Annotated in this window: 21 protein-coding genes and 3 pseudogenes; 17 read left to right on the top strand and 7 right to left on the bottom strand. The window is 54.6% G+C overall.

What is annotated here, in order from left to right; translation table 11 throughout:
- The first annotated feature begins 24 nt into the window (after positions 1-24).
- Both ACTQ33_RS06045 and ACTQ33_RS06040 read left to right on the top strand, forming a co-directional pair.
- Positions 25-1794: a methyl-accepting chemotaxis protein gene (locus ACTQ33_RS06045; RefSeq protein ID WP_441463006.1), complete on the top strand. Its 1770-nt coding sequence runs from the start codon at positions 25-27 to the stop codon at positions 1792-1794.
- A gap of 182 nt (positions 1795-1976) precedes the next feature.
- On the top strand, positions 1977-3251 hold the full coding sequence (locus ACTQ33_RS06040) for a DUF1576 domain-containing protein (RefSeq protein WP_441463004.1): 1275 nt from the start codon (positions 1977-1979) through the stop codon (positions 3249-3251).
- 55 nt (positions 3252-3306) lie between these two features.
- Here the strand turns inward: ACTQ33_RS06040 and ACTQ33_RS06035 are convergent, their stop codons facing one another.
- Entirely contained in the window at positions 3307-4671 is a 1365-nt protein-coding gene (locus ACTQ33_RS06035) for a uracil-xanthine permease family protein (RefSeq protein WP_441463002.1), read from the bottom strand.
- A gap of 95 nt (positions 4672-4766) precedes the next feature.
- Positions 4767-5609, bottom strand: coding sequence for a pyridoxamine kinase (locus tag ACTQ33_RS06030; protein ID WP_441463000.1), 843 nt, complete (start codon positions 5607-5609; stop codon positions 4767-4769).
- 143 nt (positions 5610-5752) lie between these two features.
- Between ACTQ33_RS06030 and ACTQ33_RS06025 the strand changes: the two genes are divergently transcribed.
- Positions 5753-6553 carry a polysaccharide deacetylase family protein gene (locus tag ACTQ33_RS06025; RefSeq protein WP_441462998.1) on the top strand — a complete coding sequence of 267 codons (801 nt, stop codon included), beginning with the start codon at positions 5753-5755 and terminating at the stop codon, positions 6551-6553.
- Positions 6554-6601: 48 nt separating this feature from the next.
- On the opposite strand, the gene aspS is transcribed toward ACTQ33_RS06025, so the two are convergent.
- The 5 genes from aspS to ACTQ33_RS06000 form a co-directional block, all read right to left on the bottom strand.
- The gene (aspS, locus tag ACTQ33_RS06020) at positions 6602-8383 is read right to left on the bottom strand and encodes an aspartate--tRNA ligase (RefSeq protein ID WP_441462996.1); all 1782 of its coding nucleotides are present in this window, start codon (positions 8381-8383) and stop codon (positions 6602-6604) included.
- Positions 8384-8469: 86 nt separating this feature from the next.
- On the bottom strand, positions 8470-9816 hold the full coding sequence (gene hisS / locus ACTQ33_RS06015) for a histidine--tRNA ligase (protein ID WP_441462994.1): 1347 nt from the start codon (positions 9814-9816) through the stop codon (positions 8470-8472).
- Positions 9817-9895: 79 nt separating this feature from the next.
- The gene (locus tag ACTQ33_RS06010) at positions 9896-10309 is read right to left on the bottom strand and encodes a methylglyoxal synthase (protein ID WP_441462992.1); all 414 of its coding nucleotides are present in this window, start codon (positions 10307-10309) and stop codon (positions 9896-9898) included.
- 46 nt (positions 10310-10355) lie between these two features.
- Entirely contained in the window at positions 10356-11099 is a 744-nt protein-coding gene (locus ACTQ33_RS06005) for a nucleotide-binding protein (RefSeq protein WP_441462990.1), read from the bottom strand.
- 206 nt (positions 11100-11305) lie between these two features.
- A complete protein-coding gene (locus ACTQ33_RS06000) occupies positions 11306-11482 on the bottom strand; it encodes a DUF362 domain-containing protein (RefSeq protein ID WP_441462988.1) in 177 nt (58 codons plus the stop codon).
- Between the two features lie 172 nt (positions 11483-11654).
- Between ACTQ33_RS06000 and ACTQ33_RS05995 the strand changes: the two genes are divergently transcribed.
- From ACTQ33_RS05995 to ACTQ33_RS05930, 14 genes and pseudogenes are all read left to right on the top strand, one after another.
- A complete protein-coding gene (locus ACTQ33_RS05995; RefSeq protein ID WP_441462986.1) occupies positions 11655-12056 on the top strand; it encodes a Fur family transcriptional regulator in 402 nt (133 codons plus the stop codon).
- Between the two features lie 63 nt (positions 12057-12119).
- The gene (locus ACTQ33_RS05990; protein WP_441462984.1) at positions 12120-12689 is read left to right on the top strand and encodes an NADH peroxidase; all 570 of its coding nucleotides are present in this window, start codon (positions 12120-12122) and stop codon (positions 12687-12689) included.
- A gap of 352 nt (positions 12690-13041) precedes the next feature.
- The gene (locus tag ACTQ33_RS05985; protein WP_441462982.1) at positions 13042-14214 is read left to right on the top strand and encodes a tyrosine-type recombinase/integrase; all 1173 of its coding nucleotides are present in this window, start codon (positions 13042-13044) and stop codon (positions 14212-14214) included.
- A gap of 110 nt (positions 14215-14324) precedes the next feature.
- Positions 14325-15137: a ParA family protein gene (locus ACTQ33_RS05980; protein ID WP_441462980.1), complete on the top strand. Its 813-nt coding sequence runs from the start codon at positions 14325-14327 to the stop codon at positions 15135-15137.
- Entirely contained in the window at positions 15097-15468 is a 372-nt protein-coding gene (locus ACTQ33_RS05975; protein WP_441462978.1) for a ParB/RepB/Spo0J family partition protein, read from the top strand. The genes ACTQ33_RS05980 and ACTQ33_RS05975 overlap by 41 nt, the downstream gene beginning before the upstream one ends.
- Positions 15469-15816: 348 nt before the next feature.
- Positions 15817-16074 (top strand): helix-turn-helix domain-containing protein, encoded by a 258-nt coding sequence (locus ACTQ33_RS05970; RefSeq protein ID WP_243129000.1) that lies wholly within the window; start codon positions 15817-15819, stop codon positions 16072-16074.
- 154 nt (positions 16075-16228) lie between these two features.
- Entirely contained in the window at positions 16229-16444 is a 216-nt protein-coding gene (locus ACTQ33_RS05965) for a helix-turn-helix domain-containing protein (protein ID WP_118748396.1), read from the top strand.
- The gene (locus tag ACTQ33_RS05960) at positions 16434-17714 is read left to right on the top strand and encodes an AAA family ATPase (protein ID WP_441462976.1); all 1281 of its coding nucleotides are present in this window, start codon (positions 16434-16436) and stop codon (positions 17712-17714) included. Before ACTQ33_RS05965 ends, ACTQ33_RS05960 begins: the two co-directional genes overlap by 11 nt.
- A gap of 10 nt (positions 17715-17724) precedes the next feature.
- Positions 17725-18387: a retron system putative HNH endonuclease gene (locus tag ACTQ33_RS05955; RefSeq protein ID WP_441462974.1), complete on the top strand. Its 663-nt coding sequence runs from the start codon at positions 17725-17727 to the stop codon at positions 18385-18387.
- Positions 18388-18480: 93 nt separating this feature from the next.
- On the top strand, positions 18481-18780 hold the full coding sequence (locus tag ACTQ33_RS05950; RefSeq protein WP_441462972.1) for a helix-turn-helix domain-containing protein: 300 nt from the start codon (positions 18481-18483) through the stop codon (positions 18778-18780).
- Positions 18781-18842: 62 nt separating this feature from the next.
- Positions 18843-18979, top strand: a pseudogene (locus ACTQ33_RS05945) (NADH peroxidase); the annotation flags it as partial.
- A 352-nt stretch (positions 18980-19331) separates the two neighbouring features.
- Positions 19332-19433 (top strand): annotated as a pseudogene (locus ACTQ33_RS05940) (Arm DNA-binding domain-containing protein); the annotation flags it as partial.
- Between the two features lie 233 nt (positions 19434-19666).
- Positions 19667-22381 (top strand): annotated as a pseudogene (locus ACTQ33_RS05935) (DEAD/DEAH box helicase family protein); the annotation flags it as partial.
- Positions 22378-24276, top strand: a complete 1899-nt coding sequence (locus tag ACTQ33_RS05930; protein ID WP_441462970.1) for an NlpC/P60 family protein — start codon at positions 22378-22380, stop codon at positions 24274-24276. The pseudogene ACTQ33_RS05935 and the gene ACTQ33_RS05930, both read left to right, overlap by 4 nt.
- Positions 24277-24395: the final 119 nt, after the last annotated feature.

Raw genomic sequence — 24395 nt, 5'->3', positions numbered from 1 at the left:
GACAAAAAATGAGGAGGAGCCTGTATGTTTCACAAAACAAAAATTAAAACGTATCTGTTGACCATTTTTTCAACCATTATCGTTTTGGCAACCATTATTTGTGCCCTGGGTGTCGCGGGTCTGCTCAACATTCGTGCCAATACGAATGTTTTGACCAATCAGATCATCGCCTCCTCTACCGCGGTCAAGGACTGTCGGATTGCCATCAACTCTGCCGCCCGCGATCTGCGGGAAATGATTATTGCGCTTTCTGTGAACGATACGCAATCCATTCCCCAGCTGAAGTCCAGTGTCCAGAGCAGTCTGGAGGAAGTGCAGAAAAATATTGACCTGTTTGCCGAGATCCACGGCACCGCCGATGGATTGTCGCAGAAATACCAAAACGCATTTGATAATTGGACCGCCATCGCCTCTCATGTTATGGAGCATGTGGAGGAAGGCAATGTGACGGAAGCCGCTGACGCCGTGATCAATGAATGTTCTCCTGCGCTGGCTGAGCTGCGGTCCATTTCCGAAGAGCTGGACAGCTCCGTCTCCAGCCTCGAGTCCGCCCAGGAAACAACGGTAATGAACAATCTGCGTGTATTTATCATCGTTCTGATTGTCTTCTTTGTCCTGGCGCTGGGCATCAGCCTGTATGTGGCCTTTAACACCACCTATCAGCTCAACAATGTGCTCAGTCAGATTTACAAGGCCGCCGATGACCTGTCCCAGGGCAAGCTCAACGCCCATGTGGAATATGACGGCGCCAATGAATTTGGCAAGGTGGCCAGACGCCTGAACTTCTCCTTCAGCGAGCTGAACAAGTACATTTCCGCCATTGACTACGGCATGAGCGAGTTTGCCAGCGGCAACTTCTCCTACGAGTGTCCGCTGCCGTTCCAGGGCGACTTTGCCAATATTCAGCACTCCATTGAGAACTTCCAGGACAAACTCTGTGTGGCTTTGGGTGACCTGGGTACCTCTGCCGCTCAGGTGAATGCCGGTTCCGATCAGGTGGCTGACGGTGCCCAAGCCCTGGCCCAGGGTGCCACGGAGCAGGCCAGCAGCGTCGAAGAGCTGTCCGCCGCCATCAGCGAAATCACCAGCCGGATCAACGACACCGCCGAATTCTCCCGCAAGGCCAACCAGTTGGGTCAGACGGCCCGCGAAACCGTCACCCGCGGCAAGGAGGAAATGGCCCAGCTGCTCAGCGCCATCCGGGATATTGCCGCCGCCTCCAACAATATTCAGAGCATCATCAAGGTCATTGACGATATTGCGTTCCAGACCAATATTCTGGCCCTCAACGCCGCTGTGGAGGCCGCTCGTGCGGGCAACGCCGGTAAGGGCTTTGCCGTGGTGGCCGATGAGGTCCGTTCCCTGGCCCAGAAGTCGGCTGACGCAGCTCAGGAGACTACCGGTCTCATTAAGAACTCCCTACAGCATGTTTCCCGCGGTGAAGATATCGCCCATCGCACCGACACGGCGTTCAACGATGTTGCCACCTCTGCGGAGGATATTCTGACCATGATCGAAAAGATTGCCCATGCTTCCAGTGAGCAGGCTGATGCCATCTCCCAGATCTCTGTGGGCATCGATCAGATTTCCAGCGTGGTGCAGACCAACTCCGCCACCGCCGAGGAGAGCGCTGCTGCCAGCCAGGAGCTGTCCAGCCAGGCCTCTCTCATGAAGAATCTGCTGGACCAGTTCCGTCTCAAGGGTGTGCCTGCCACGTCCGCTGCCGCAGCGGATTCCCGCGACTGTGCCGTTCGCGGGTTCCAGACCGCTGGTTATGTTTCCGACAAATATTGATTCCAGGATACCCAGGCCCGGGGGATGCGACCGCATCCCCCGGGCTGATTCTTTTATTGCACACGTTATAATTTTATGGTATGCTTTTTCCATGAGAAACGTCCATTTTTGCCGTATTATTGTCGGCCATTTGGCATATTTATAATTCTGATCCAAAACTCTGACGGCAAGGAGTTGTTCCGATGCAACATGAATTCTATCGCAGGCGCAGATTTTTGCTGCTTTCCCTGTCTCCTCTGTATTTTCTGATTATCTCTTTTTGTATCCAACCCTTTAACGAGATTCTACAGGGTCTGGTGGCCATTGTGGTAAGCCCCGACTTTCTCATCACCGACTACTTTGTGGTAGGCGGTCCTGGCGCGGCCCTATTCAACGCCAGTGTCTCCACCTTGCTCTGCATCTTAATCATCTATTTACTGGGCATGGAATTTGACGGGCATACCATTACCTCCACAGCTCTGTTATTTGGATTTTCTCTGTTCGGGAAAAACATTCTCAATATCTGGGCTATTATGCTGGGCGTTTGTCTGTACGCCCGCTTTCACCGGGTCAGCATCACCAAATACCTGTACGTGGGGCTGTACGGCACCTCGCTATCTCCCATTATTACACAGATCATGCACATTGCCACGCTGCCATTACCGGCGCGATTGCTGCTCTGCGGCGCCACAGGCTTGCTGCTCGGCTTTATTCTGCCGCCCCTTTCCACCCACACCTATTACGCCCACAAGGGCTATTCCCTGTACAATGTGGGTCTGGCCTGCGGGATCATTGCGACGGTGGTGGTGTCCCTGTTCCGTTCCTTTGACATCACCATTCAGTCCCGACTGATCTGGGCCACCGAGTATGATTTACTCTTCGGCCGCATCCTTCTGGGTCTATTTGCAGTCTGGATACTTCTGCCGCTGATTTTCCACCGGCAGGAGGTTTTGGTGGGCTATCGAATGCTGCTGCAAACCAGCGGCACGTCCCATATGGACTATTTCAAAGTATTTGGCCCTGCCTGCGTCTACTTTAATATGGGCATCAACGGCATGGTGGCCACGCTGCTGCTGTTGGCCGTAGGCGGCGATATCAACGGTCCTACCATTGGCGGTATCTTCACCATTGTGGGCTTCTCCGCCACCGGCAAGCACATCCGCAATATTCTGCCCATCATGGCCGGTGTATACCTGGGCAGCCTGACGAAAAATTGGAGCATTACCGATCCCAGCTGTACCCTGGCGTTCCTGTTTTCTACGACTCTGGCACCCATTGCCGGAGAATTCGGCATCATTGCCGGTATCATTGCCGGGTATCTGCATTCATCGGTGGCCCTCAACGTGGGCATGATCAACAGTGGTATGAACCTTTATAACAACGGATTTGCCGGCGGTCTGGTGGCTATCATTCTGGTTCCGGTCATTCAGTCCTTGATTGACCGCCGTGCCCGTGCCAATAGCGACCTGAGCTTGTAATATCGCAAAAAAACCACCCGAAATCGATGATTTCAGGTGGTTTTTTTATGTATCATCAGGATTCTTTCTGCTCTTTCGGCAGCAGCAGGTTCAGAACCACAGCCAGAATGGTGGCAATGACCACAGGGCTCTTGCCGAAAATCATAGCCACGCTTTCGGGGAACTGGCTCAATGCTGCAGAGGACTGGGAGATGCCCACGCCCAGCGCGGCGCTGAGTCCGACAATGGTGGTGTTACGAGCGTCCAGCTTGGCCGAGGCAATGAGCTTCATACCGGTCATGGCAATGGTAGAAAATACGGTAATAGTAGCGCCACCCAGGACACACTGGGGAATGGTGGTCAGCAGCGCCGAAAACTTGGGCGAAACGCCGGCCAGCAGCAGAAATGCCGCCGCCAGTGTAAACACCGTCCGGTTGACGACCTTGTTGGTGGTGACGATACCCACGTTCTGGGAATAGGTAGCCGTGGGCAGGCCACCCAGACAGGCCCCGATAATATTGGTGATGCCGTAGGCCGTAATGCCGCCCCGCAGCTCTGCATTGGTAGGCTGACGATCCAGGCCACCTACTGTAGTGGCAGTAAAATCGCCGATGGCCTGAATGGCGTTGATGGCAAACAGCAACCCAATGGCAATACAGGCCGACGGCTCAAAGGTGATGCCAAAGGGCAATATTTCCGGCAGAGCAAACCAGGCCGCCTGCCCCACCTTATCAAAGCTCACCATGCCAAAAAACGCCGACAGAATATAGCCGAACACCATACCCAGCAAAATGGACGCCAGCTTGCAGATGCCCTTGCCTTTCTGATTCAGTACCATAACCGCAATCAGTGTTGCCGCAGCCACCAGCCAGTTCTGCCAGGAGCCGTAGATCATGGACTCGGGCAGGCCAGCCGCCGCGACAGCCTCCGCCGTGTTGCCGGTACCGCCGGCCATATAGTTGATGGCCGTGGGGTAGAGGGACAGGCCGATGGTAAAGACCACGGTACCGGTAATGACCGGCGGGAACAGAACGCGGATTTTATCCACCGCAAGTCCCACAATCAAGGCCACGATACCGCCCACCACCATGGCTCCGGCAATCGCCGCCACACCGCCGCCGCCACTGGCAATGGCCTGCATACTGGGAACATAGGCAAAGCTGACACCCAAGATCACCGGCAGACCGGCGCCCAGCCTCATCGCCTTGGGGCCTACGGGAAACAGCTGCAGCAGCGTTGACAGGGCTGATACCACCAGGGAGGATTGGATCAGCAACACCTGTTGGTAGTGGGGCATCCCTACCGCGTTGGCAACGATAATCGCCGGCGTCACACAGCCGACAATCATTGCCACCAGATGCTGCAAGGCCAGGGAAAGGGCAGCACCCATCGGTGGCCGGCCCGTGAACTGGAATAGAGTGTCTCTGTTGCGCTTCTCCATGTCAGCGCTCCTTTCCTGTGGGGCGTTTTTGTTGGTTTGCACCACTTCTATTCCTATTCTACCACAAATTTTGTAAAAGGCAAACAAAAAATTTGTTAGCCTTTCAATCTTTTTAGATGCTCCAGCAAATCGGGAATGGCACGCTCAAATTCCACGCCATACCAATTGGAATCAGGGGTATGGGTGGTAACGTCGATGGTACGGCGGGTGTAGTCGGCGGCCAGGGTCAGCGCCTGTCCCAAATCCAGCCCATTCATCAGTCCGCCAACACAGGTGGAGGCAAAAATGTCGCCGGTGCCGTGGTAGGAGACTGGCAGCAGTTCATTATAGTAGGTAAAGGTCTCGCCGGTCTTCTGATCGTAGGCCATGACACCTACACGGCCTTCAGCAGGCCGCACGCCGGTGACGACCACATGACGGGGCCCCAAGGATGCCAGCCCCTGCAACAGCTCTTTCAGATAGCCCTCATCGTAATCGGTGCGGTAGGGGAGACCGGTCAGCAGCGACGCCTCCGTCAGATTGGGCACAATGATATCGGCTTTGGCGCAGACTTTTGCCATTTCCCTGGGAAACGCTTCGTCAAAGGCGGCGTAGAGTTTGCCGTTATCCGCCATGACCGGGTCCACGAAAATAAAATTGTCCTCGGTTTTAAACTGGTCAAAGAAGCGGCACACGTCGTCAATCTGCTCGGCAGAAGCCAGATACCCTGTGTAGATGGCGTCAAAGCGAATATTTTCCTGCTTCCAGTGGTGGGCAATGGGTCCAATCTGGTCTGTCAGGTCCTTGCAGGTGAAATTCTGGAACATGGTGTGGGTGGACAGCACCGCCGTGGGCAAAATGGCGCATTCCACGCCCATGGCGGAAATGACGGGCAGGGCCACGGTCAGGGAGCATTTGCCCAGGCAGGAAATGTCCTGGATGGTGATGATACGTTTCATGGGTCCTTCCTCCTTTGGTTCTAGGTCCCATTGTACCGTCCCAACTGACTGTATGGAATATCCAATTTTATATTATTTTATGGTATCAGATTTCGTGTCTACCCCGGCAACCTGTCCCATAGGATAGAGGGGAGGTGGTTGGCATGACCAAAAAATTCTGGCAATACCGGGTCCGTCAGCGGATTTTGATCACCGTCTGTCTGCTGGCGGCCCTGAGTCTCTTTCTGCTGCTGGGCGGCGGCAAGGCGATTCCCGTCGGCTCCTGGGGCCTCAGCTTTCAGCAGGAGGGGGAAGCGCCCATCGGCACCGTCAGCAGCGAGGCGCTCTCCGGCTATGACGCCGTCTATGTGGGCGACACATCGGAGCCTGTGCTCTATCTGACCTTTGACGCGGGGTATGAAAACGGGTACACCACGCAGATTCTTGACGTGCTGGCAGCCCATCACGCCCCGGCAGCCTTTTTCCTGGTAGGCAACTATCTGGAAACGGCGCCGGAACTGGTACAGCGGATGGTGGACGAGGGCCATATTGTGGGCAATCACACATACCATCACAAAAATATGTCGGAAATCTCCGACCCGAATGCCTTTGCCGCTGAACTAAAGGCCGTGGAAGACAGTTACCGGGAGATCACCGGTCAGGAGCTGCCCCGGTACTACCGGCCGCCCCAGGGCGAGTACAGCCCGGAGAATCTGCAAATGGCAAAGGAGATGGGGTATCGGACGGTATTCTGGAGTCTGGCCTATGTGGATTGGAATACCGACGACCAGCCCACCAGGGAGGAAGCCTTCTCGAAGCTGATTCCCCGTATCCATAACGGCGCTGTCGTGCTGCTCCACTCCACCTCGGCCACCAACGCGGCCATTCTGGACGAGTTGCTGACCAAGTGGGAAGATATGGGGTACCGGTTTGAAAGTCTCGATCATCTCTTTGATACGCCATGACAAACACGCCCGGATTTCCGTGGAAATCCGGGCGCGTATTGTTGTAATTTATTGGGCGGTTTCTTCCGTGGCGGTGATGGCGATGTGCAGCTCGTCCAGCTGCTTCTGCTCCACGACAGAGGGAGCGCCCATCATAATATCCTGGGCGTTCTTGTTCATGGGGAAGGGGATGATCTCCCGGATGGACTCCTCGCCGGCCAGCAGCATAACCATGCGGTCCACGCCGGGGGCGATGCCCGCATGAGGAGGCGCGCCGTAGCAGAAGGCGTTGTACATGGCCGGGAACTTGCTCTTCACGTCTTCTTCGCCAAGACGGACCATCTCAAATGCCTTAATCATGATCTCCGGATCGTGGTTCCGCACAGCGCCGGAGGACAGTTCCACGCCGTTGCAAACCAGGTCATACTGGAAGGCCGTAATGGACAGAGGATCGATTTCGCCCCGCTCGGCCTTTTCCAGAATCTCCAGGCCGCCGTTGGGCATGGAGAAGGGGTTGTGGCAGAACTCCAGTTCGCCGGACTCCTCGCCGATTTCGTACATGGGGAAGTCCACAATCCAGCAGAACTCATAGCGCTCCTTGTCCATGTGACCCTCACAGGCATAGCCCAGCTTGGTCCGCAGGACACCGGCCGTCTTCTGCGCAGCCGCTTTCTTGCCGGCAGTGAAGCCCACGAAGTCGCCGGGCTTCAGGCCCAGGGCAGCGGTCAGTTCATCCTTGCGGCCGGTGAGGAACTTGGCAATGCCGCCGGCCAGTTCGCCGTTCTCGTCCACCTTGACCCAATAGGCTTTATTACCCGCTTGGACCTCCACCTCAGCCAGCAGCTTGTCGATGGCTTTCCGGGCCAGCTTGCAGTCGGAGACCACCACAGCCTTGACGGTATTGCCCGCAAAGGGTTCAAAGCCACAGTCGGCAAACGCGGTGGCATCCTGTACCGTCAGATCAATGCGCAGGTCCGGCTTGTCGGAACCATAGGTCTCCATAGCTTCGTTGAAGCCGATACGGCGGAAGGGTGCGGAGGACGCCACGTTGTATTTGCCGTACTTGGCAAAGATGGGGGGCAGCACATCCTCCAGAATGGCAAACACGTCGTCCTGAGTAGCAAAGGCCATTTCCATATCCAGCTGGTAGAACTCGCCGGGGCTGCGGTCGCCGCGGGCGTCCTCGTCGCGGAAGCAGGGGGCAATCTGGAAATAGCGGTCAAAGCCGGAGGTCATCAGCAGCTGCTTGAACTGCTGGGGCGCCTGGGGCAGGGCGTAGAACTTGCCGGGATGCTTCCGGGCAGGCACCAGATAGTCGCGAGCGCCCTCGGGGGAGGAAGCCGTCAGAATGGGCGTGGTGATCTCCAGGAAGTCATGGGCGGTCATGGCGGCACGCAAAGCCGAAACCACGTTGCAGCGCAGAATGATATTGTTCTTCACCGCAGGATTCCGCAGGTCCAGATAGCGATACTTGAGCCGGAGGGTCTCGTCGGCATCGCGGCTGCGGTTGATCTCAAAGGGCAGCTCATTGTAGCGGCAGCGGCCCAGGACGGAAATGCTGGTGGGCACCACTTCGATCTCGCCGGTGGGCAGCTTGGGGTTCTTGCTGGCCCGCTCCCGGACGGTACCGGTCACGGAGATGGTGGACTCCTTGTTCAGGGGCTTGATGATCTGCATCATCTCTTCGGTCTCCACCACCACCTGGGTCGTGCCGTAGAAGTCCCGCACCACCACAAAGGCCAGATTGGCGCCCACTTCGCGGACGTTTTCCATCCAGCCTACAATGGTGACCGTCTTGCCGGCATCGGAGAGCCGCAGATCATTACAGGTATGGGTTCTCGATTGAAACATAGTGAAAAATCCTTCCTTTTTCTCTGGAATTATCAAGATAGAGACAGACGAACCGCCGGTACGGTCTGAGCCGTCCGGGTCCAACCTTATTCCACGATGACCGGACCTTCGTTGAGGGCAGCAATACCGGCGGCGATCTTCTCCGCCGCTTCCTCGGGGCTGACCGTCTCCTGTACACCGGTGCGCAGGTCCTTGACGGAGCACTTGCCCTGGGCAATTTCATCTTCTCCCAAAAACAGGACATAGGGGATGCCCAACTTGTCGGCATAGCTCATTTTGGCCTTGAACTTCTTGGCCTCGGTATAGAGCTGGGTCCGGATGCCATCGGCCCGCAGGGCCGTGGCCAGACGGATGGCGGGACCCAGATCACTGGTCATTGGCAGAATCAGGGCGTCGGCCGGGGCCGTGGGCAGGGCGGGATTCAACATCCCCTGTTCGCCCAAGACGTAAAACAGACGGGTCAAACCGATGGAGATGCCCACGCCGGGCAGGGGCTTGTCGATATAGTATCCGGCCAGATTGTCATAGCGGCCGCCGGAGCACACAGAACCGATTTCCGGATGATCCAGCAGCATGGTCTCATAGACCGTGCCGGTGTAGTAGTCGAGACCGCGGGCGATGGTCAGGTCTACGGCGAAATTCTCTGTGGGAACGCCGAAGTTGGAGAGGTTCTCCACCACGGCGGCCAGCTCGTCCAGACCCGTGTCAAAGACCTCGTTCCGGCCCCGATACTGGCCCAGGGCGGCCAGCACATCGCCGTCAATGGCCATAAATTTCAAAATCTCGTCGGCCTGCTCCGCCGTCAGTCCCACATCCTCCGTCAGCAGGACCCGGACCTTGTCGGGTCCGATCTTGTCCAGCTTATCCACGGTGCGCATGATATCGCCAGACCGCTCGGACAGGCCCTGCATGGCATAGAAGCCGTTGAGGATCTTCCGGTTGTTGACGCGAATCTGGAACCGCTTCAGCCCCAGGCGTGAGAACGTCTCGTAGATGATGGCCGGGATTTCCGCCTCGTTGAGAATGGACAGCTGCCCATCACCGATGATATCGATATCGGCCTGATAGAACTCCCGGAAGCGGCCCCGTTGGGCCCGCTCGCCCCGGTAGACCTTACCGATCTGATAGCGGCGGAAGGGGAAGGTCAGTTCGCCATAATGGAGGGCCACATATTTCGCCAGGGGTACCGTCAGGTCAAACCGCAGGGCCAGATCGCTGTCGCCCTTCTGGAAGCGGTAGATCTGTTTTTCGGTCTCACCGCCGCCCTTGGCCAGCAGCACCTCCGCCGACTCGATGGCCGGGGTATCCAGGGGGGTGAAGCCGTAACGGCTGTAGGTCTGCCGCAGAATTTCCATGATGCGCTCCATCTGCTGCTGCGGCGCGGGCAGCAGTTCCATGAAGCCCGACAGGGTGCGGGGTTTCATCTGTGCCATAGTTTCTTGGGTTCCTTTCTCATTTCTAAACTGAACTGCCCTCGCTCCGCCAAAACGGGCGAGGGCAGGGGATATGGACTTAAACGGTCTTTTTGGGACGGATCATCTCACGCCAATCCAGATCGCCGCGCTGGAGACCCAGAATCAGCATTTCCGCCGTAGCCAGATTGGTGGCGACGGGGACGTTGTGCATTTCACACAGGCGCAGCGTCTGCATGACCCGCTGATCCTCCCAGGGGTCGTTATCGTTGGGGTCCGAGAAAATAATGACCATATCGATTTCATTGTAGGCAATGCGGGCGTCCACCTGCTGATGGCCGCCCTGGGACCGTGCCAGGAACAGCGACACGGGCAGGCCCGTGGCATCTGCCACCAGACGGCCCGTGGTGGCCGTGGCGGATAGGTTATGCTTGGCAAAGATGCTCTTATAGGCGGTGCAGAACTGCACCATCAGTTCCTTCTTCTTATCGTGGGCCATAACCGTAATATTCATACTATCACTCCGTATCGTGTCCAGGGATGGAAGATTGGGCAGCGCCTTACAGGCGCAGGAGAGCAGCGCGCCGCCCGCAGAGGCGGCGGGCAATATGGAGACAGGCCACGGCCGCGCCGCGGCTGGTATACAAAATCAACGGCTCCGACGCGGCAGCCGCCAGCGTCACCGATACATCGTCCGGCACAATCCCCAGCAGGGGCAATCCGACGCCGTCCATCACATCGTCCACCGTGGCCCGCAGCTTGCGGTACATCCGCCGGGACACCCGGTTCACCACCAGACGCATGGGCCGGTCCCGCCGGTCTTGCAGTTCAATCAAATCGGCGGCCCGGGCCGCATCCCGCATGGACGCCGGATCGGCAACGGCCACCACCACCAGCTCATCGGCATATCGCGTAGCCAGCTGAAACCCCACGCCCACACCAGCGGGCGCGTCGATGAGACACCAGTCATACTGCCTTCGGGCCTCTTCCAGAAGCCGCCCAAAGGCCTCCTGATCCACATCTTCCGGCAGCTTGGTCACCGGCGCCGTCAGCAAATCCAGGCCCGGTATGCGGGGATGGGTCACGGCATCCTCCAGGGTATACAAGCCGTCCATGACATCTGTAAACGCCACTGTGGCCTCGTCGGCCAGCCCCAGGGAGAGGTCCAGGTTCCGCAGGCCCATGTCACAGTCGATGCACAGCACCTTCTGACCTTCCGCGGCCAGACAGGACGCCACGCCCGCCGTGAGGCTGGTCTTACCTGTGCCGCCTTTGCCGGAGATGACGGCAATCACCTGTCCCACGACGGTTCCTCCCCCCTCTGCCTGCTTCTACAGGCTGTAATCTTTCATATTATACCCGCAAATCCATGGAAGTTCAACAGGGAATGGGGATTTTTCCCGCATTTTTTGCGGCAACCGCCTTCATCTGCGGGCGGAGGTGGCAGGACGTTCTCCCAAAACGAAAAACTGCCGGACCGCAAGCGCGATCCGGCAGGAAAGGACTGGAATCAGTCAACCTCCAGCACGTCGACAGGACAAGCGTCGGCGCACAGGCCGCAGCTGACGCAATCGTCGCCATTGACGATCTCGACATTGTCCTCAACCTTCAGGACCTCCTGGGGGCAGGCCTCAGCGCAAGCGCCGCAAGCAACGCAATCGCCCAGGTTCTTGATGGAAACACCCATTGTCGTGAACCTCCTTTTATAAGATGTACCTACCATACCACGCCGCGGCCATCTTTGCAACCGCATGACCGAAAGTTTCACAAAAAATTTTTTCAAAAAGCCCTTTACAAAAATAAGAATGTATGCTATTATCATCATGCAAGCGATAATCATTACTGAAATGGAGAGACAAATGGAAAAAATTCGCAAACGGTCCAAGAAGCGCGATGCGATTCTGGCCTGTATCTGCGGTACCGATTGTCATCCCAGTGCCGAGTGGGTGTATACCCAGCTCAAGCCCCAGATCCCCGATCTCAGCCTCGGCACAGTCTACCGGAACATCAGCATGTTCCGCGAGGAAGGGATCATTGTATCGGTAGGCGTAGTCAATGGGCTGGAGCGGTTCGACGGCGAAACCCGGCCGCACGTGCACTTCATCTGTGAGGATTGCGGTGCGGTTTTGGATATTAGCGCCATTGAGGTACCCACGGAGCTGGCGGCCCTGGCTGAACAGGCCACCGGCGGTATGGTTTCCGATTGCCGTCTGACATTCCGCGGCCGCTGCAAGCATTGCATGGCTGAGGAAATCGCCTGACGCATCACCTTTACAAGCAAGTTCAATTCCTATACTACATTATTACTATTGGAGGAAATTACTATGAAGAAGTTCGTATGTCCTGTCTGCGGTTACGTTCATGTTGGCGACAGCGCCCCCGAGAAGTGCCCCCAGTGCGGCGTTCCCGGTTCCAAGTTCACCGTGCAGGCTGAGACCAAGAGCTGGGCTGCCGAGCATGTTGTGGGCGTGGGCAAGGTCTTCGGCGCCGATGTGCCCGCTGAGGTCCAGAAGGAGATTCTGGAGGGCCTGAACGCCAACTTCCAGGGCGAGTGCACCGAGGTTGGTATGTACCTGGCCATGAGCCGCGTTGCCCATCGTGAGGGCTACCCCGAGATCGGCCTGTACTGGGAGAAGGCCGCTCTGGAAGAGGCTGAGCACGCTGCCAAGTTTGCCGAGCTGCTGGGCGATGTTGTCACCGACAGCACCAAGAAGAACCTGGAGATGCGCGTGGAAGCCGAGAACGGCGCTACCCTGGGCAAGTTCGAGCTGGCTAAGCTGGCCAAGCAGTACAACCTGGATGCCATCCACGACACCGTCCACGAGATGGCTCGCGACGAGGCTCGTCACGGCAAGGCTTTCGAGGGCCTGCTGAAGCGTTACTTCAACAAGTAAGAAAGTCTGTATATCCGTGCTGGAGCCAGTCTCGGTAATGGCGAAAAGCCAATGATTTCAGCGGTTTTCGGCACAAAAGATACGCAGTAACAGAAATGCGGTTCACAGGTAAGTGTGAGCCGCATTTTTGCGTCTATATGCTGGCCCGGCAAAATCCGTGGGCACTTGGTGGGCACTTTTGCCATCTCACTCTCATTTTTCAAAAAGTGCCCACGAAAATGCCGAAAACCCTAGACGCCATGCGGGTTTGCGGGCACTTCACCCAACTAAAATCCGTGGGCACTTTTTTTGCTGTCATTCATTAGGGCTGTTATACTCTCGTTAGAAAATCAATCTATGGGAGGTTCCAGAAATGAAAGGCAGTATTCGGAAACGGAAGAACAATGCCTGGTCATATCGCATTGATTTAGGCTATGTAGATGGTAAACGTAGACAAGTTGAAAAAGGCGGCTTCAAGAGTGAGCGCGAAGCAACCAAGGCCATGCAGGATGTACTCTACCACCTGAACAACACCGGCGACTATGTGGAGAACAAGAAAGTTTCCTTCCACACCGTCTATGAAGAGTTCATCGAACGCGAGGGTAAAGCTACCAGAGCCTATGCGACCTTGAAGCGATACGATTCCCTCTATCGGAACCATATCAAGGACGAGTTCGGGCCGCTGTATGTCTACCAAATTTCGGACACTATGATTATCGACTTCTTAAATCAGAAGCGGATAAAGTACAGCGAGGAGTATGTGAAGGGAATGTACAAGTTCTTCAATGTGATCCTGCGCTATGCCCACGACCACAAGTATACGAAAAAGAATGTGATGGACTTGGTACCGCCCCCTCCTGATCCGCGCCATGTGGGTGACATCGTGACTTATAACCGCAAGGAGTTGGAGCAGATGATCGAGCGTATCGAATCCACCCGTTCCAAAATCGCATTCCAGCTTGGATTGCAGGCCGGTCTGCGGGAAAGTGAGTGCTTTGCCCTCACATGGAGTGACATCGACTTTGAGAAGAAAAAGATCAAGGTCTGCAAACAGCTTCTCTATCAGGATAAGCAGTGGTGCTTTGCACCACTGAAAACGGTCAATTCCTATCGGTCTGTGAATATCACAGCCGAATTTGCCCAATATCTTGCGGACATGAAGATGCAGCACGACGCAGAGCGCAAACTGTACGGTGATGGCTACAAGCGCAACTTCGTGACGGACCGGCGCGAGCCTAAGAAAGAGGAGGTCATCGAAGTTCCGGACTTCATCAATGTCAAAGCCAACGGCGAGATGCTGACCACCAACGGTGCGAAGTTTCTTGCCCGTATCATCAAGAAGGACTTGGGTATCCACTTCAAGTTCCATAATTTGCGGCATACCTACGCCACAGTGCTGGCGGAAAACGGACTCAATCCCCGTTATGTGCAAGAAATGCTGGGGCATTCCAAACTGGAGTTCACTCTGCGGTACTACACGCACATCACAGAGAAGATGTCTGATGCCGCAGAAAACGCACTGACGGCGGCATTTCGATTTGACTGAATCGTAATAGTATATAACAACTTCATAGACAGCATCAGCGGAGTATTTCATTTGTTTGAAATGCTCCGCTTTTTTATGCAAAAAATCAGAAAGAAAGGACGGAAAAACCTATGCAGACCATCGCAATCGTAAACCAGAAGGGCGGCGTGGGCAAAAGCACCACAGCGGTCAATCTGGGCGCAGGACTTACGCGGCAAGGTAAGCGTGTCCTGCTCATTGACGCAGACAGTCAGGCAAACTTGACCGAAATGCTTGGCTGGCAGCAGCCGGACGAACTATCGCCCACACTGGCTACCATGCTGGAGCGCATCATCTCAGACCGCCCAATCGAGCCGCAGAACGGCATTCTCCACCACAAGGAGGGCATGGACTTACTGCCTGCCAACATTGAGCTTTCCGGCTTGGAGGTGTCCCTTGTGAATACCATGAGCCGCGAAACGGTGCTGCGAACCTATCTGAACGAGGTCAAGCGGCAGTACGACTACATCTTAGTCGATTGCTCCCCGTCGCTCGGTATGCTGACGCTGAACGCGCTGACAGCGGCGGATCGTGTCATTATCCCGGTGCAGTCCCATTATCTTCCCGTAAAAGGCTTGGAGCAACTGCTCCGCACAGTGAGCAAAGTGCAGCGGCAGCTCAACTCCAATCTGAAGATCAGCGGCATCCTCATCACGATGGTAGACAACCGCACGAATTTCGCAAAGGAGATCAGCCAACTTGTGCGGGATACCTACGGCAAGGCAATACGAGTGTATGACACAGAGATACCGCGCGGCATCAAGGCGGCAGAAATGAGCGCCGTGGGTGCCAGCATTTTCAGCTTTGAACCCCGAAGCGCCGTGGCCAAAGCCTACGAGCAATTCACAAAGGAGGTGCTGGAACATGAAAAGTGCCGCGAAAAATATCCAACTCGCCAGCTATGACGACCTGTTCAAGACAGACGAGGAACGGCAGGCAGACACGCAAGAGCGTGTGCAGAGCCTTCCGCTGGATAAGCTGGAGCCATTCCCAAACCATCCGTTCAAGGTAATAGACGATGATAAAATGCTGGAAACGGTCGAGAGTATCAAGGAACGGGGCGTTTTGGTTCCCATTCTGGTACGCCCCACAAATGACGGCAATTTTGAGATCGTATCGGGACACCGCCGTCATCACGCCAGCCTACTTGCGGGTAAGACCGAGATACCGGCTATCGTGCGGGAAATGGATGATGATATGATGAGGACTTGTATCAGGAACTCCAGTTCAAGCTGATAAAAGAAATTCAGAACCGGTTTGAATTGAGCTAAGCAGATTTGCCTGTCCTTCACAGGGAATAACTGCGCGTTGTCCCTTGTGAAAGGCTGGCAAGCGTTTACCAGTCTTACTGTACTTTGAAAACAAAATGAGCGTCCGTATCAGATACAGCGCAGGGGAAGCAGGCCATGACCTCCGGAGAGGAGGTTTCAGGAGCGAGCGTGCCAATGCGTAGAAAACGGTGTCCTGTCACAACAGGCAGTCCATCAGGAACAGGATACGGGTGATACGCCAATAGGACAAAACAGTGGAGCCGCTGCCTTTGTACAGCGGCTCCACATAATATTGGATATAGGAGTGATCAATATGTCATTATCAGAACAGCGGCAGAAAGCCAATGAAACCGCAATGGAAATCTTGGCTTGCCGCGATATTTTATATACCGTCCCGGAAGCAGCAAAACTGTTGCGCGTCAATAAAAATCTGGTCTATGACCTGATCCGCTGCGGGTATCTGCGCTCTATTAAGCTGGGCAGCCGCAAAGTAAGCCGTAAGGCTCTGCTGGACTTTGTTGAGCAGTTTGAGGGTCAGACGGTGGAACTGCCGGGTGTGCGGTCGGAGTAGTGCTATCCGTATAAATTAAAATCTAATGTCACCCAAACTGTCACTCAAGGTATAAAAACTTGAAAATTATATTGGGTACGATGGATTTCGACTTGTTCCCATTTATAACACCTGCTATAATAATAGCAGCTGATGTGATAAAGGGGGCAGAGCAGTGGAATACTCGGATTTGATTTTATGCATTCGCAAACAATGTGCCTTGAGCCAAGAAGAACTGGCAAAGGAATTAGGCGTTAGCTTTGCCTCGGTCAACCGCTGGGAGCGCAAACGAACCAGGCCATCGCAAATGGCAATTCGCTCTATTGAAGAGTTTTGCAAAACACATCAAATCAACTATACAATGAATGGAGGTGTCACCCATGCAGATTAACAGCATCGAAATCAAAAATTTCCGTTGCTTCGAGCGCTTTGAAGCAACGTTCCACCATGAACTGACTGTGATCGTTGGCAATAATGGAAGTGGTAAATCTACGCTTTTGGATGCTGCCTCCATTGCTGTCGGCACATTTTTGGCAGGATTTGATGGAATGAGCAGCCCTGGTATTTCTAAGGATGACGCACTGAATAAGTGTTACGATATGGGCAGTGTGGTTGAACTGCAACCCCAATTTCCTGTTTCTATCAGTGCTTCTGGAGTTATTGGCGGAACGCCTATTGCATGGAAGCGTGAGCTGAGAAGCGCAGAAGGCAAGACCACGGTGGTCGATGCAAAGGAAATTACCGCGATTTCGGCGGCACTGCAAGATCAAGTACGGAATGGAGAAAAACCGGTACTGCCCCTGATCTCTTACTATGGAACAGGACGCTTGTGGGCTCAAAAGCGGGAAAAGAAATCTTCAGAATTGATGAAGTTTAACCGTCAGATGGGTTATGTGGATTGCTTGGATGCAGCATCTAACGAAAAGATGATGCGAAAGTGGATTGAGAAAATGACCTTGCAGAGTGCCACCAATGGCACACAGGCTCCCGAACTGTCCGCAGTCAAGTCTGCGATCATTCAGTGCTTCCAGGGTATCACAGGATTTAACGATGTAGATGTCCAATTCAACTTGGATACACACGAACTCGATATCCTGTACCGGGATGGTAATTCGGATCGAGAACGCTATCCGATGAAAGAATTGAGTGATGGCTACAAAAACACCCTCAGTATGGTGGCTGACATTGCTTATCGTATGGCCGTCTTGAACCCGTGGCTGCTCGATGATGTTCTCAAGGAAACGACTGGCATTGTTTTGATCGATGAGATCGATTTGCATCTGCATCCCCAGTGGCAGCAGCGGATTATCGGCGATTTGCGGACAATTTTCCCGAAAGTCCAGTTTATCGTATCTACCCATGCGCCGCTGGTCATCAACTCCGTGAAGAAAGAAAATCTGCTCATTCTGACGGATCAGCAAGCGGTCGAACCGCAGAACGAGGTGTTTGGTAGGGATGCAAACGCAATTCTGAGCAGCGTCATGGGGGCCAGTGAGCGTCCATCTGAGATCAAGCAAATGTTCCAATCGGTGTACGATGCCATTGACGAACAGCGCTATGACGATGCTGCTTCGATCTTGCAGCAGATTGAAGATAAAATCGGTTCTGCCGATCCTGAACTGACCAGCGCACAAGTGAGCTTGGAACTGGAACGGATGTAGGTGGATCGCAATGCTGTATATAGAGAAAAAGCAAGAGCCAAATGAACTGATTCAAGAGAAATGGAAAGGACTGACGGACTATAGCAATTTGTCCGGAAAACCCAAAGAAGCGGTTCAAGTATCTTTGCTGGAGGAACAAGGGTGCCTGTGTGCCTATTGTATGCGGCGCATCTCGCTGGAGAATGTGCAAATTGAACACTATCTGCCGCAGCATCCCCAAAGTGAGAATTACGACCCTGCCTTGACGATTGATTACCGCAATATGCTCGCTGTATGTTCCGGCAATAAAAAGCAGGCAGGAAAGTTTGAAAATCTGACTTGTGACCAGCATCGAGGAAACGAGCCGTTGACCGTTGACCCGCGAGACCCAGTGTCCATTGAGAAAATCAAGTATAAAACAGACGGAACGATTTGTTCTGATGATGCAGAGATTGAAAAGGATCTGAACATCACACTCAATCTGAATTGTCCGGCATCTTATCTGAAGGAGAACCGTAAAGCGGCGTTGGATGCAGTCAAGCAAGCGTTACATGACAAATTTCCGGGAAAGAAAGTGCCGAAGCAGCAGTTGGAACGTATGCTGAAACAATTTCAGGCCAAGACGAATGGACGATATGCTGAGTTTTCCGGAGTGATTATCTGGTATCTGAAACGACAGATCGCCAGAGTATGAAGGAAGCGAAAAGGCCCTGACTAAAATTAGGTCTGTAATTTTTTGCGAAATGCTCATGCACCCCCTATACTTTTCGGTAGGAGGTGCATGAGCATGAATGCAATGAATGAACAGACCCGTGCTGCGGTAGAGGAAGTCCGGCGAACTGATTGCGAGTTTTTGACGGTTCCACAGGTAGCTAAGATTTTGAAGGTCAACAAGAACATGGTGTATGACCTTATCAGCGTTAAGCTGCTGCGGGCGGTCAAGCTGGGCAGTACCAAAGTGGCGACCATTGCCGTGGAGGACTTCATCCGCGAGATGGATGCCGGACTGATCGAGTACGACCATGTGACCAAGAAAGCCACACGGCACCGGTCTAAAACCAAAGCTGCATCGAGCCAGAATAAGTAAGCATTTCCCTTGTGGAGCCTGACTCGGTACTGGATTTGCAGAGCGTATTTTTTGTGGGCAAAGCGTGGGCAAAAAACTTTTCGATTACGCTGAGAGCCTTATATAGTCTGATTGATACGGTAGAAGAATCCTATCACCAGACGAGGCCCGCCACGGCAAGGCTTTCGAGGGCCTGCTGAAGCGTTACTTCAACAAGTAAGAAAGTCTGTATATCCGTGCTGGAATACGCGGAGGGAACGGCGAAAAGCCCGTAAAACCAGCGGTTTTCAGCACAAAAGATACGCAGTAACAGAAATGCGGTTCACAGTAAAGTGTGAGCCGCATTTTTGCGTCTATATGCTGGCTTGGTGAAATCCGTGGGAACATTGTGGGAACATTTCTCTGCGAGGAGAGATTTTCTAAAATGTTCCCACGAAAATGCCGAAAAACCCAGACGCCATGCGGGTTTGCGGGTACTTCACCTAACTAAAATCCGTGGGAACATTTTTTGCCGTCTTTTCAGATGCCTGCTATACTCTCGTTAGAAAATCAATCTATGGGAGGACCCAGAAATGAAAGGTAGCGTCAGAAAAAAGCGAAAAAACGCATGGTCTTATCGTATTGACTTGGGTACGGTCGATGGTAAGCGCAAGCAGGTTGAAAAGGGTGGCTTCAAGACAGAACGTGAAGCGACCAAAGCGATGCAGGATGTACTCTACCACCTAAACAACACCGGCGACTATGTGGAAAACAAGAAAATTTCGTTTCACACCGTCTACGAGGAGTTTATCGAGCGTGAGGGCAAGGCCACCAGAGCCTATGCTACCTTGAAGAAATATGATTCTCTCTATCGGAACCATATCAAGGACGAGTTCGGGCCGCTGTATGTCTACCAAATTTCGGACACTATCAGATCAACGCCGAGGCATTGGCGCAGGTGCAGCCCACCGACCTCACCGCCAGCGAGATCTCCGTCCGGCTGGGCGCTACATGGCTGGACACTGAATATGTGCGCCGATTTATTTTTGAAACGCTGGGTACACCCCGCAGCGCACAATGGGGCATGAAGGTCCACTATTCTAAAATCACCGGTGAATGGCGCATCGAGGGTAAGAGCAAGGATCGCGGCAATGTCAAGGCCATTAGCACCTACGGCACACAGCGCATCAACGCCTATGAAATCATCGAAGTTACCTTGAATCTGAAGGATGTCCGCATTTTCGATTATGTGTACGATGACGATGGCAGGAAAACCGCTGTCCTCAACAAGAAGGAAACCGCCATCGCCCAGAGCAAGCAGGAACTCATTAAAGATGCCTTTGCTGAGTGGATCTGGAAAGACCCGGACCGGCGCGAAGCCATCTGTAAGACCTATAATATTCTGTTCAACAGCAACCGCCCCCGTGAGTATGATGGCAGTCACATCAGCTTTTCAGGCATGAACCCGGAGATCACGCTCCGCAAGCACCAGGTCAACGCCATCGCGCACATTCTCTACGGTGGAAATACGCTGTTGGCACACGTTGTCGGTGCCGGCAAGACATTTGAAATGGTCGCGGCGGCGATGGAGTCAAAGCGGCTGGGCCTGTGTCAAAAATCTCTCTTTGTGGTGCCCAACCACCTGACAGAGCAGTGGGCCACTGAGTTTTTGCAGCTCTATCCGGCAGCGAACATCCTTGTCGCTACCCGCAAGGATTTTGAGACCAAAAACCGCAAGAAATTCTGTGGCAGAATCGCCACCGGCGACTATGACGCCGTTATTATCGGGCATTCGCAGTTCGAGAAGATCCCTATGAGCGTAGAGCGCCAGCGGGTCATTCTGGAACAGCAGATCGACGAGATCATGGTGGGGATTTCCGATGCCAAGCGAGAAAAAGCCGAGAACTTCACCATCAAACAGATGGAGAAAACCAAGAAGGGCCTGCAAGCCAAGATCGACAAGCTGAATGACCAGAGCCGCAAGGACGATGTGGTCACCTTTGAGGAATTGGGTGTTGACCGTATCTTCATTGATGAGAGCCATTATTTCAAAAATCTCTTTCTTTACACGAAGATGCGCAATGTGGGAGGTATTGCCCAGACCGAAGCGCAGAAATCCAGCGATTTATTTATGAAGTGCCGCTACCTCGACGAGATTACTGGGGGACGCGGCATTGTCTTTGCCACCGGCACCCCCATTTCCAACAGTATGGTGGAGCTTTACACCATCCAGCGTTACTTGCAGATGTCGGCGCTGGAGGAACAGGGCTTGCAGCACTTTGACGCATGGGCGGCGAACTACGGCGAGACCGTCACCGCAATCGAGTTGTCTCCGGAGGGTACCGGCTACCGGGCCAAGACGCGCTTCGCCAAGTTTTATAACCTGCCAGAGTTGATGTCCGTTTTCAAAAATGTGGCGGACATCCAGACGGCGGATATGCTCAAGCTCCCCGTGCCGGAGGCGCATTACCACAACATCGCCCTGAAACCCTCCGAGTATCAGAAAGAGATCGTGGCGTCGCTGGCGGAGCGCGCTGAGAAAGTCCGCAACCGCGAGGTGGACAGCAGCGTGGACAATATGCTGATGATTACCAACGATGGCCGCAAGCTGGCGCTGGATCAGCGACTGGTCAACCCCATGCTTCCCAGCGATCCCAACAGCAAAGCCGCCAAGTGCGCCGAAAATGTGTTTGAGATCTGGCAGCGCACCGCTGGCCAACGCTCCACCCAAATGATTTTTTGCGACCTCAGCACACCGAAGGATGACGGCACCTTCAGCGTTTATGATGATATTCGCGCGAAATTGCTGGAATTGGGCGTTCCCGAAAACGAGATCGCCTTCATCCACAACGCCAAGAGCGAGGTACAGAAGAAAGACCTGTTCGGCAAAGTGCGGAGCGGTCAGGTGCGTATCCTGCTGGGCAGCACCCAGCGCATGGGCGCTGGCACCAACTGTCAGCAAAAACTCATCGCACTCCACCATCTCGATTGCCCGTGGCGTCCGTCCGACCTTCAGCAGCGGGAGGGCCGCATCATCCGGCAGGGCAATGAAAACCCGGAGGTAGACATTTACAGCTATGTCACCGAGGGCACCTTCGATGCCTACTTGTACCAAACCAATGTAGATATGAGCAGCCGCATCATGCTGTTCGACATCTTCGATTTAGGCAGTCAGCTCAAGACCGTGGGAATGCTTGTCATGCTGGACGCGATTTTGAACCGCGTCATTGAGAACCACCGGCGCGGACGGCGCACATGGATCTACATCGACGAAATTTACCTGTTCTTCGCCAACGAGTACAGCACCGGCTTTCTGGAGGAGAGCTGGAAGCGTTTTCGTAAGAAAAATGCCGCCGCGACCGGCATCACGCAGAATGTCACTGACTGCCTGCGCTCTCCCACAGCGAAAAATATGCTGGCGAACTCGGAGTTTCTGCTGATGCTGTCACAGGCTCCCACCGATCAGGAGGAGCTGGTGCGGATGCTCCGCATTTCGGAAGAACAGCTCGGCTACATCAATAACGCTGAGTCGGGACATGGGCTAATCAAGGTTGGCGGCGCACTGGTGCCGTTCATCAACCAGTTCCCGCGGGGTACTGCGTTGTACCGTCTGATGACGACAAAGCCGGGTGAGTCGCTGTGAAAGAGATAAGAACACGCCCCAAAGGCCGGGACATCCAGACCCGGCAGACCACAGCGTTTCTCCCCGAGCAGGCGGCGAAGGTGCTGCGAGAGAACGCAGCCCGTCGTCAGCTCACGGCCAAAAACACAGAGCAGCAGGAAGAAGCGCAGTCTGTGTTCTCGGAACCGGCAAGTCGGTTTGAGACTACCGCACAAAGAGCGGCAGAGATCAGCGCACGGACAGCGTTCCGCTCCGGCAAGGCGCTGGCGCAGAAGCAGTTTGACCGCGCCGTTATTTCCACCAAGCCGAAAGAGAGGGTGGAAAATGCGGCTCCTCTGCGTCAGAGCGATCCGCCGCAAGTCATGCGTGCCAAGCAGCAATTCCGGCAGGAGCAGGCGAAAAAGCAGACTGAACGCCGCCGGGAAACTGTGGTGCGGGAAGCAAAACAGGAGGCCTTTCGAGTGCAGGACGATTTTGCGTTGCAGGAGCATCGCTTTACGGATACGCCCTCCTCTGTCCCTGTCGATACGCCGAGTGTGCATACGCACCGGCGCAGGGAAACCGCATCGACACCGCCCCAAAAAGCAGAAAAGCCGCCCCGTGAACTGATGTTCACAGGGCGGCAAACGCAGTCCATGCGTCAGCAGGCGGCGGCGAAAGTGCAGGCGCAGGTCGCAGCGAAAACAAAAGAGAAAATGCAGCAGCAGTTCGTGCAGGAAACCGCACAAAAGACCGCACAGACGGCAAAACGCACCGCAAAAGGCTTTGCATGGCTTAAAAATGCCGTCATCCGCACTGGACAGGCTGCGGCACGAGCGGCGGTAGGACTTCTGGGCGGTGCTGGTGCGCTTATTGCGCTGATCCTGGTCATCGGCGGTGCGGCGGCGGTCATGGGAACGCCCTTCGGCGTGTTCTGGTCGGGCAACGACAGCGATGCCCAGTCCGTGCCGCAGGCGGTGGCGCGCATCAACAGCGAGTTCGCCTCCGAAATCAGCCGGATACAGGTCGAGAACCCGACCGATAGCGTAGTGATCCACCGGGAGCCGGACGGCGGCAGTGACCTGACCATCCGCAACTGGACGGACATCATCGCGGTATTTGCGGTGAAAACTGCCGGTGCGGATGCCGATGCTACAGATGTTGTGACGATAGACGAGGAGCGTATCGACCTCATCCGGCAGGTGTTCCGGGACATGAACGAGGTGAGCTGGTATGTGCAGACCATCGAGCATGAGGACGACACCGAAACCATCCTCCATATCACGATCACAAGCAAAAAAGCGACCGAAATGCCCGACATCTATCATTTCAGCAAGAGCCAGCGCGAAGCACTGACCGAGGTGCTGAAGCCGGAGTACGCACAGATGCTTGCCGAGTTGGTCGGCACCTACGGCGGCGAGGTCAGTCTGGACGAGGCGCAGATCCGCGCCATGCTTGCTGCTATGCCGAAAGATGTTTCAGCACAGCGGAAAGCGGTGGTGGAGAAAGCCTACTCCCTGCTCGGCAAGGTGAACTATTTCTGGGGTGGCAAAAGCAGCGCCATCGGCTGGGACTCCCGCTGGGGAACACCCACCCGCGTGACCGCGCCGGGAAGCCGCAGCACGGGGACAGTCCGTCCTTACGGGCTAGATTGCTCAGGCTTTGTCGATTGGGTATTCAATAATTCTCTGGGCTATGTGATGGGGCACGGCGGCGGTGCGGCCAGTCAGCACGGCTACTGCAAGCCGATCTCCTGGAGCGAAGCCCTGCCGGGTGATCTGGTGTTCTATCCGGGCGACTCCCATGTGGGCATTTTCGTTGGCAAAGACGAGAGCGGCAGCCCGCTCATCATCCACTGCGCCAGTTCACAGAACAATGTGGTGCTGACCGGTTTGCAGGGGTTTACGAGTATCGGCAGACCGGATTGCTTTTCGTAAACGGTTATGAAAGGATTCGAATCAGACCGACTTTTTATGTTACTTATCGTCATCTGCACCGATGCGGGCTTAATATCCGAAGTGACAAGAATTGTTCATCTGTCCCACTGCTCGTGTGT

The organism is Candidatus Avoscillospira sp. LCP25S3_F1, from assembly GCF_052117125.1.
GTDB lineage: Bacteria > Bacillota > Clostridia > Oscillospirales > Oscillospiraceae > Avoscillospira_A.
Note: the sequence above shows the minus strand (reverse complement) of the source record. Positions and strands in the feature narration are given on the sequence as shown.

What these genes read in the sequence shown, in the direction of transcription:
- ACTQ33_RS06045 (WP_441463006.1), top strand. Translation starts at nt 25, where the DNA reads ATGTTTCACAAAACAAAAATTAAAACGTATCTGTTGACCATTTTTTCA.
- ACTQ33_RS06040 (WP_441463004.1), top strand. Translation starts at nt 1,977, where the DNA reads ATGCAACATGAATTCTATCGCAGGCGCAGATTTTTGCTGCTTTCCCTG.
- ACTQ33_RS06035 (WP_441463002.1), bottom strand. Translation starts at nt 4,671, where the DNA reads ATGGAGAAGCGCAACAGAGACACTCTATTCCAGTTCACGGGCCGGCCA.
- ACTQ33_RS06030 (WP_441463000.1), bottom strand. Translation starts at nt 5,609, where the DNA reads ATGAAACGTATCATCACCATCCAGGACATTTCCTGCCTGGGCAAATGC.
- ACTQ33_RS06025 (WP_441462998.1), top strand. Translation starts at nt 5,753, where the DNA reads ATGACCAAAAAATTCTGGCAATACCGGGTCCGTCAGCGGATTTTGATC.
- aspS (WP_441462996.1), bottom strand. Translation starts at nt 8,383, where the DNA reads ATGTTTCAATCGAGAACCCATACCTGTAATGATCTGCGGCTCTCCGAT.
- hisS (WP_441462994.1), bottom strand. Translation starts at nt 9,816, where the DNA reads ATGGCACAGATGAAACCCCGCACCCTGTCGGGCTTCATGGAACTGCTG.
- ACTQ33_RS06010 (WP_441462992.1), bottom strand. Translation starts at nt 10,309, where the DNA reads ATGAATATTACGGTTATGGCCCACGATAAGAAGAAGGAACTGATGGTG.
- ACTQ33_RS06000 (WP_441462988.1), bottom strand. Translation starts at nt 11,482, where the DNA reads ATGGGTGTTTCCATCAAGAACCTGGGCGATTGCGTTGCTTGCGGCGCT.
- ACTQ33_RS05995 (WP_441462986.1), top strand. Translation starts at nt 11,655, where the DNA reads ATGGAAAAAATTCGCAAACGGTCCAAGAAGCGCGATGCGATTCTGGCC.
- ACTQ33_RS05990 (WP_441462984.1), top strand. Translation starts at nt 12,120, where the DNA reads ATGAAGAAGTTCGTATGTCCTGTCTGCGGTTACGTTCATGTTGGCGAC.
- ACTQ33_RS05985 (WP_441462982.1), top strand. Translation starts at nt 13,042, where the DNA reads ATGAAAGGCAGTATTCGGAAACGGAAGAACAATGCCTGGTCATATCGC.
- ACTQ33_RS05980 (WP_441462980.1), top strand. Translation starts at nt 14,325, where the DNA reads ATGCAGACCATCGCAATCGTAAACCAGAAGGGCGGCGTGGGCAAAAGC.
- ACTQ33_RS05975 (WP_441462978.1), top strand. Translation starts at nt 15,097, where the DNA reads ATGAAAAGTGCCGCGAAAAATATCCAACTCGCCAGCTATGACGACCTG.
- ACTQ33_RS05970 (WP_243129000.1), top strand. Translation starts at nt 15,817, where the DNA reads ATGTCATTATCAGAACAGCGGCAGAAAGCCAATGAAACCGCAATGGAA.
- ACTQ33_RS05960 (WP_441462976.1), top strand. Translation starts at nt 16,434, where the DNA reads ATGCAGATTAACAGCATCGAAATCAAAAATTTCCGTTGCTTCGAGCGC.
- ACTQ33_RS05955 (WP_441462974.1), top strand. Translation starts at nt 17,725, where the DNA reads ATGCTGTATATAGAGAAAAAGCAAGAGCCAAATGAACTGATTCAAGAG.
- ACTQ33_RS05950 (WP_441462972.1), top strand. Translation starts at nt 18,481, where the DNA reads ATGAATGCAATGAATGAACAGACCCGTGCTGCGGTAGAGGAAGTCCGG.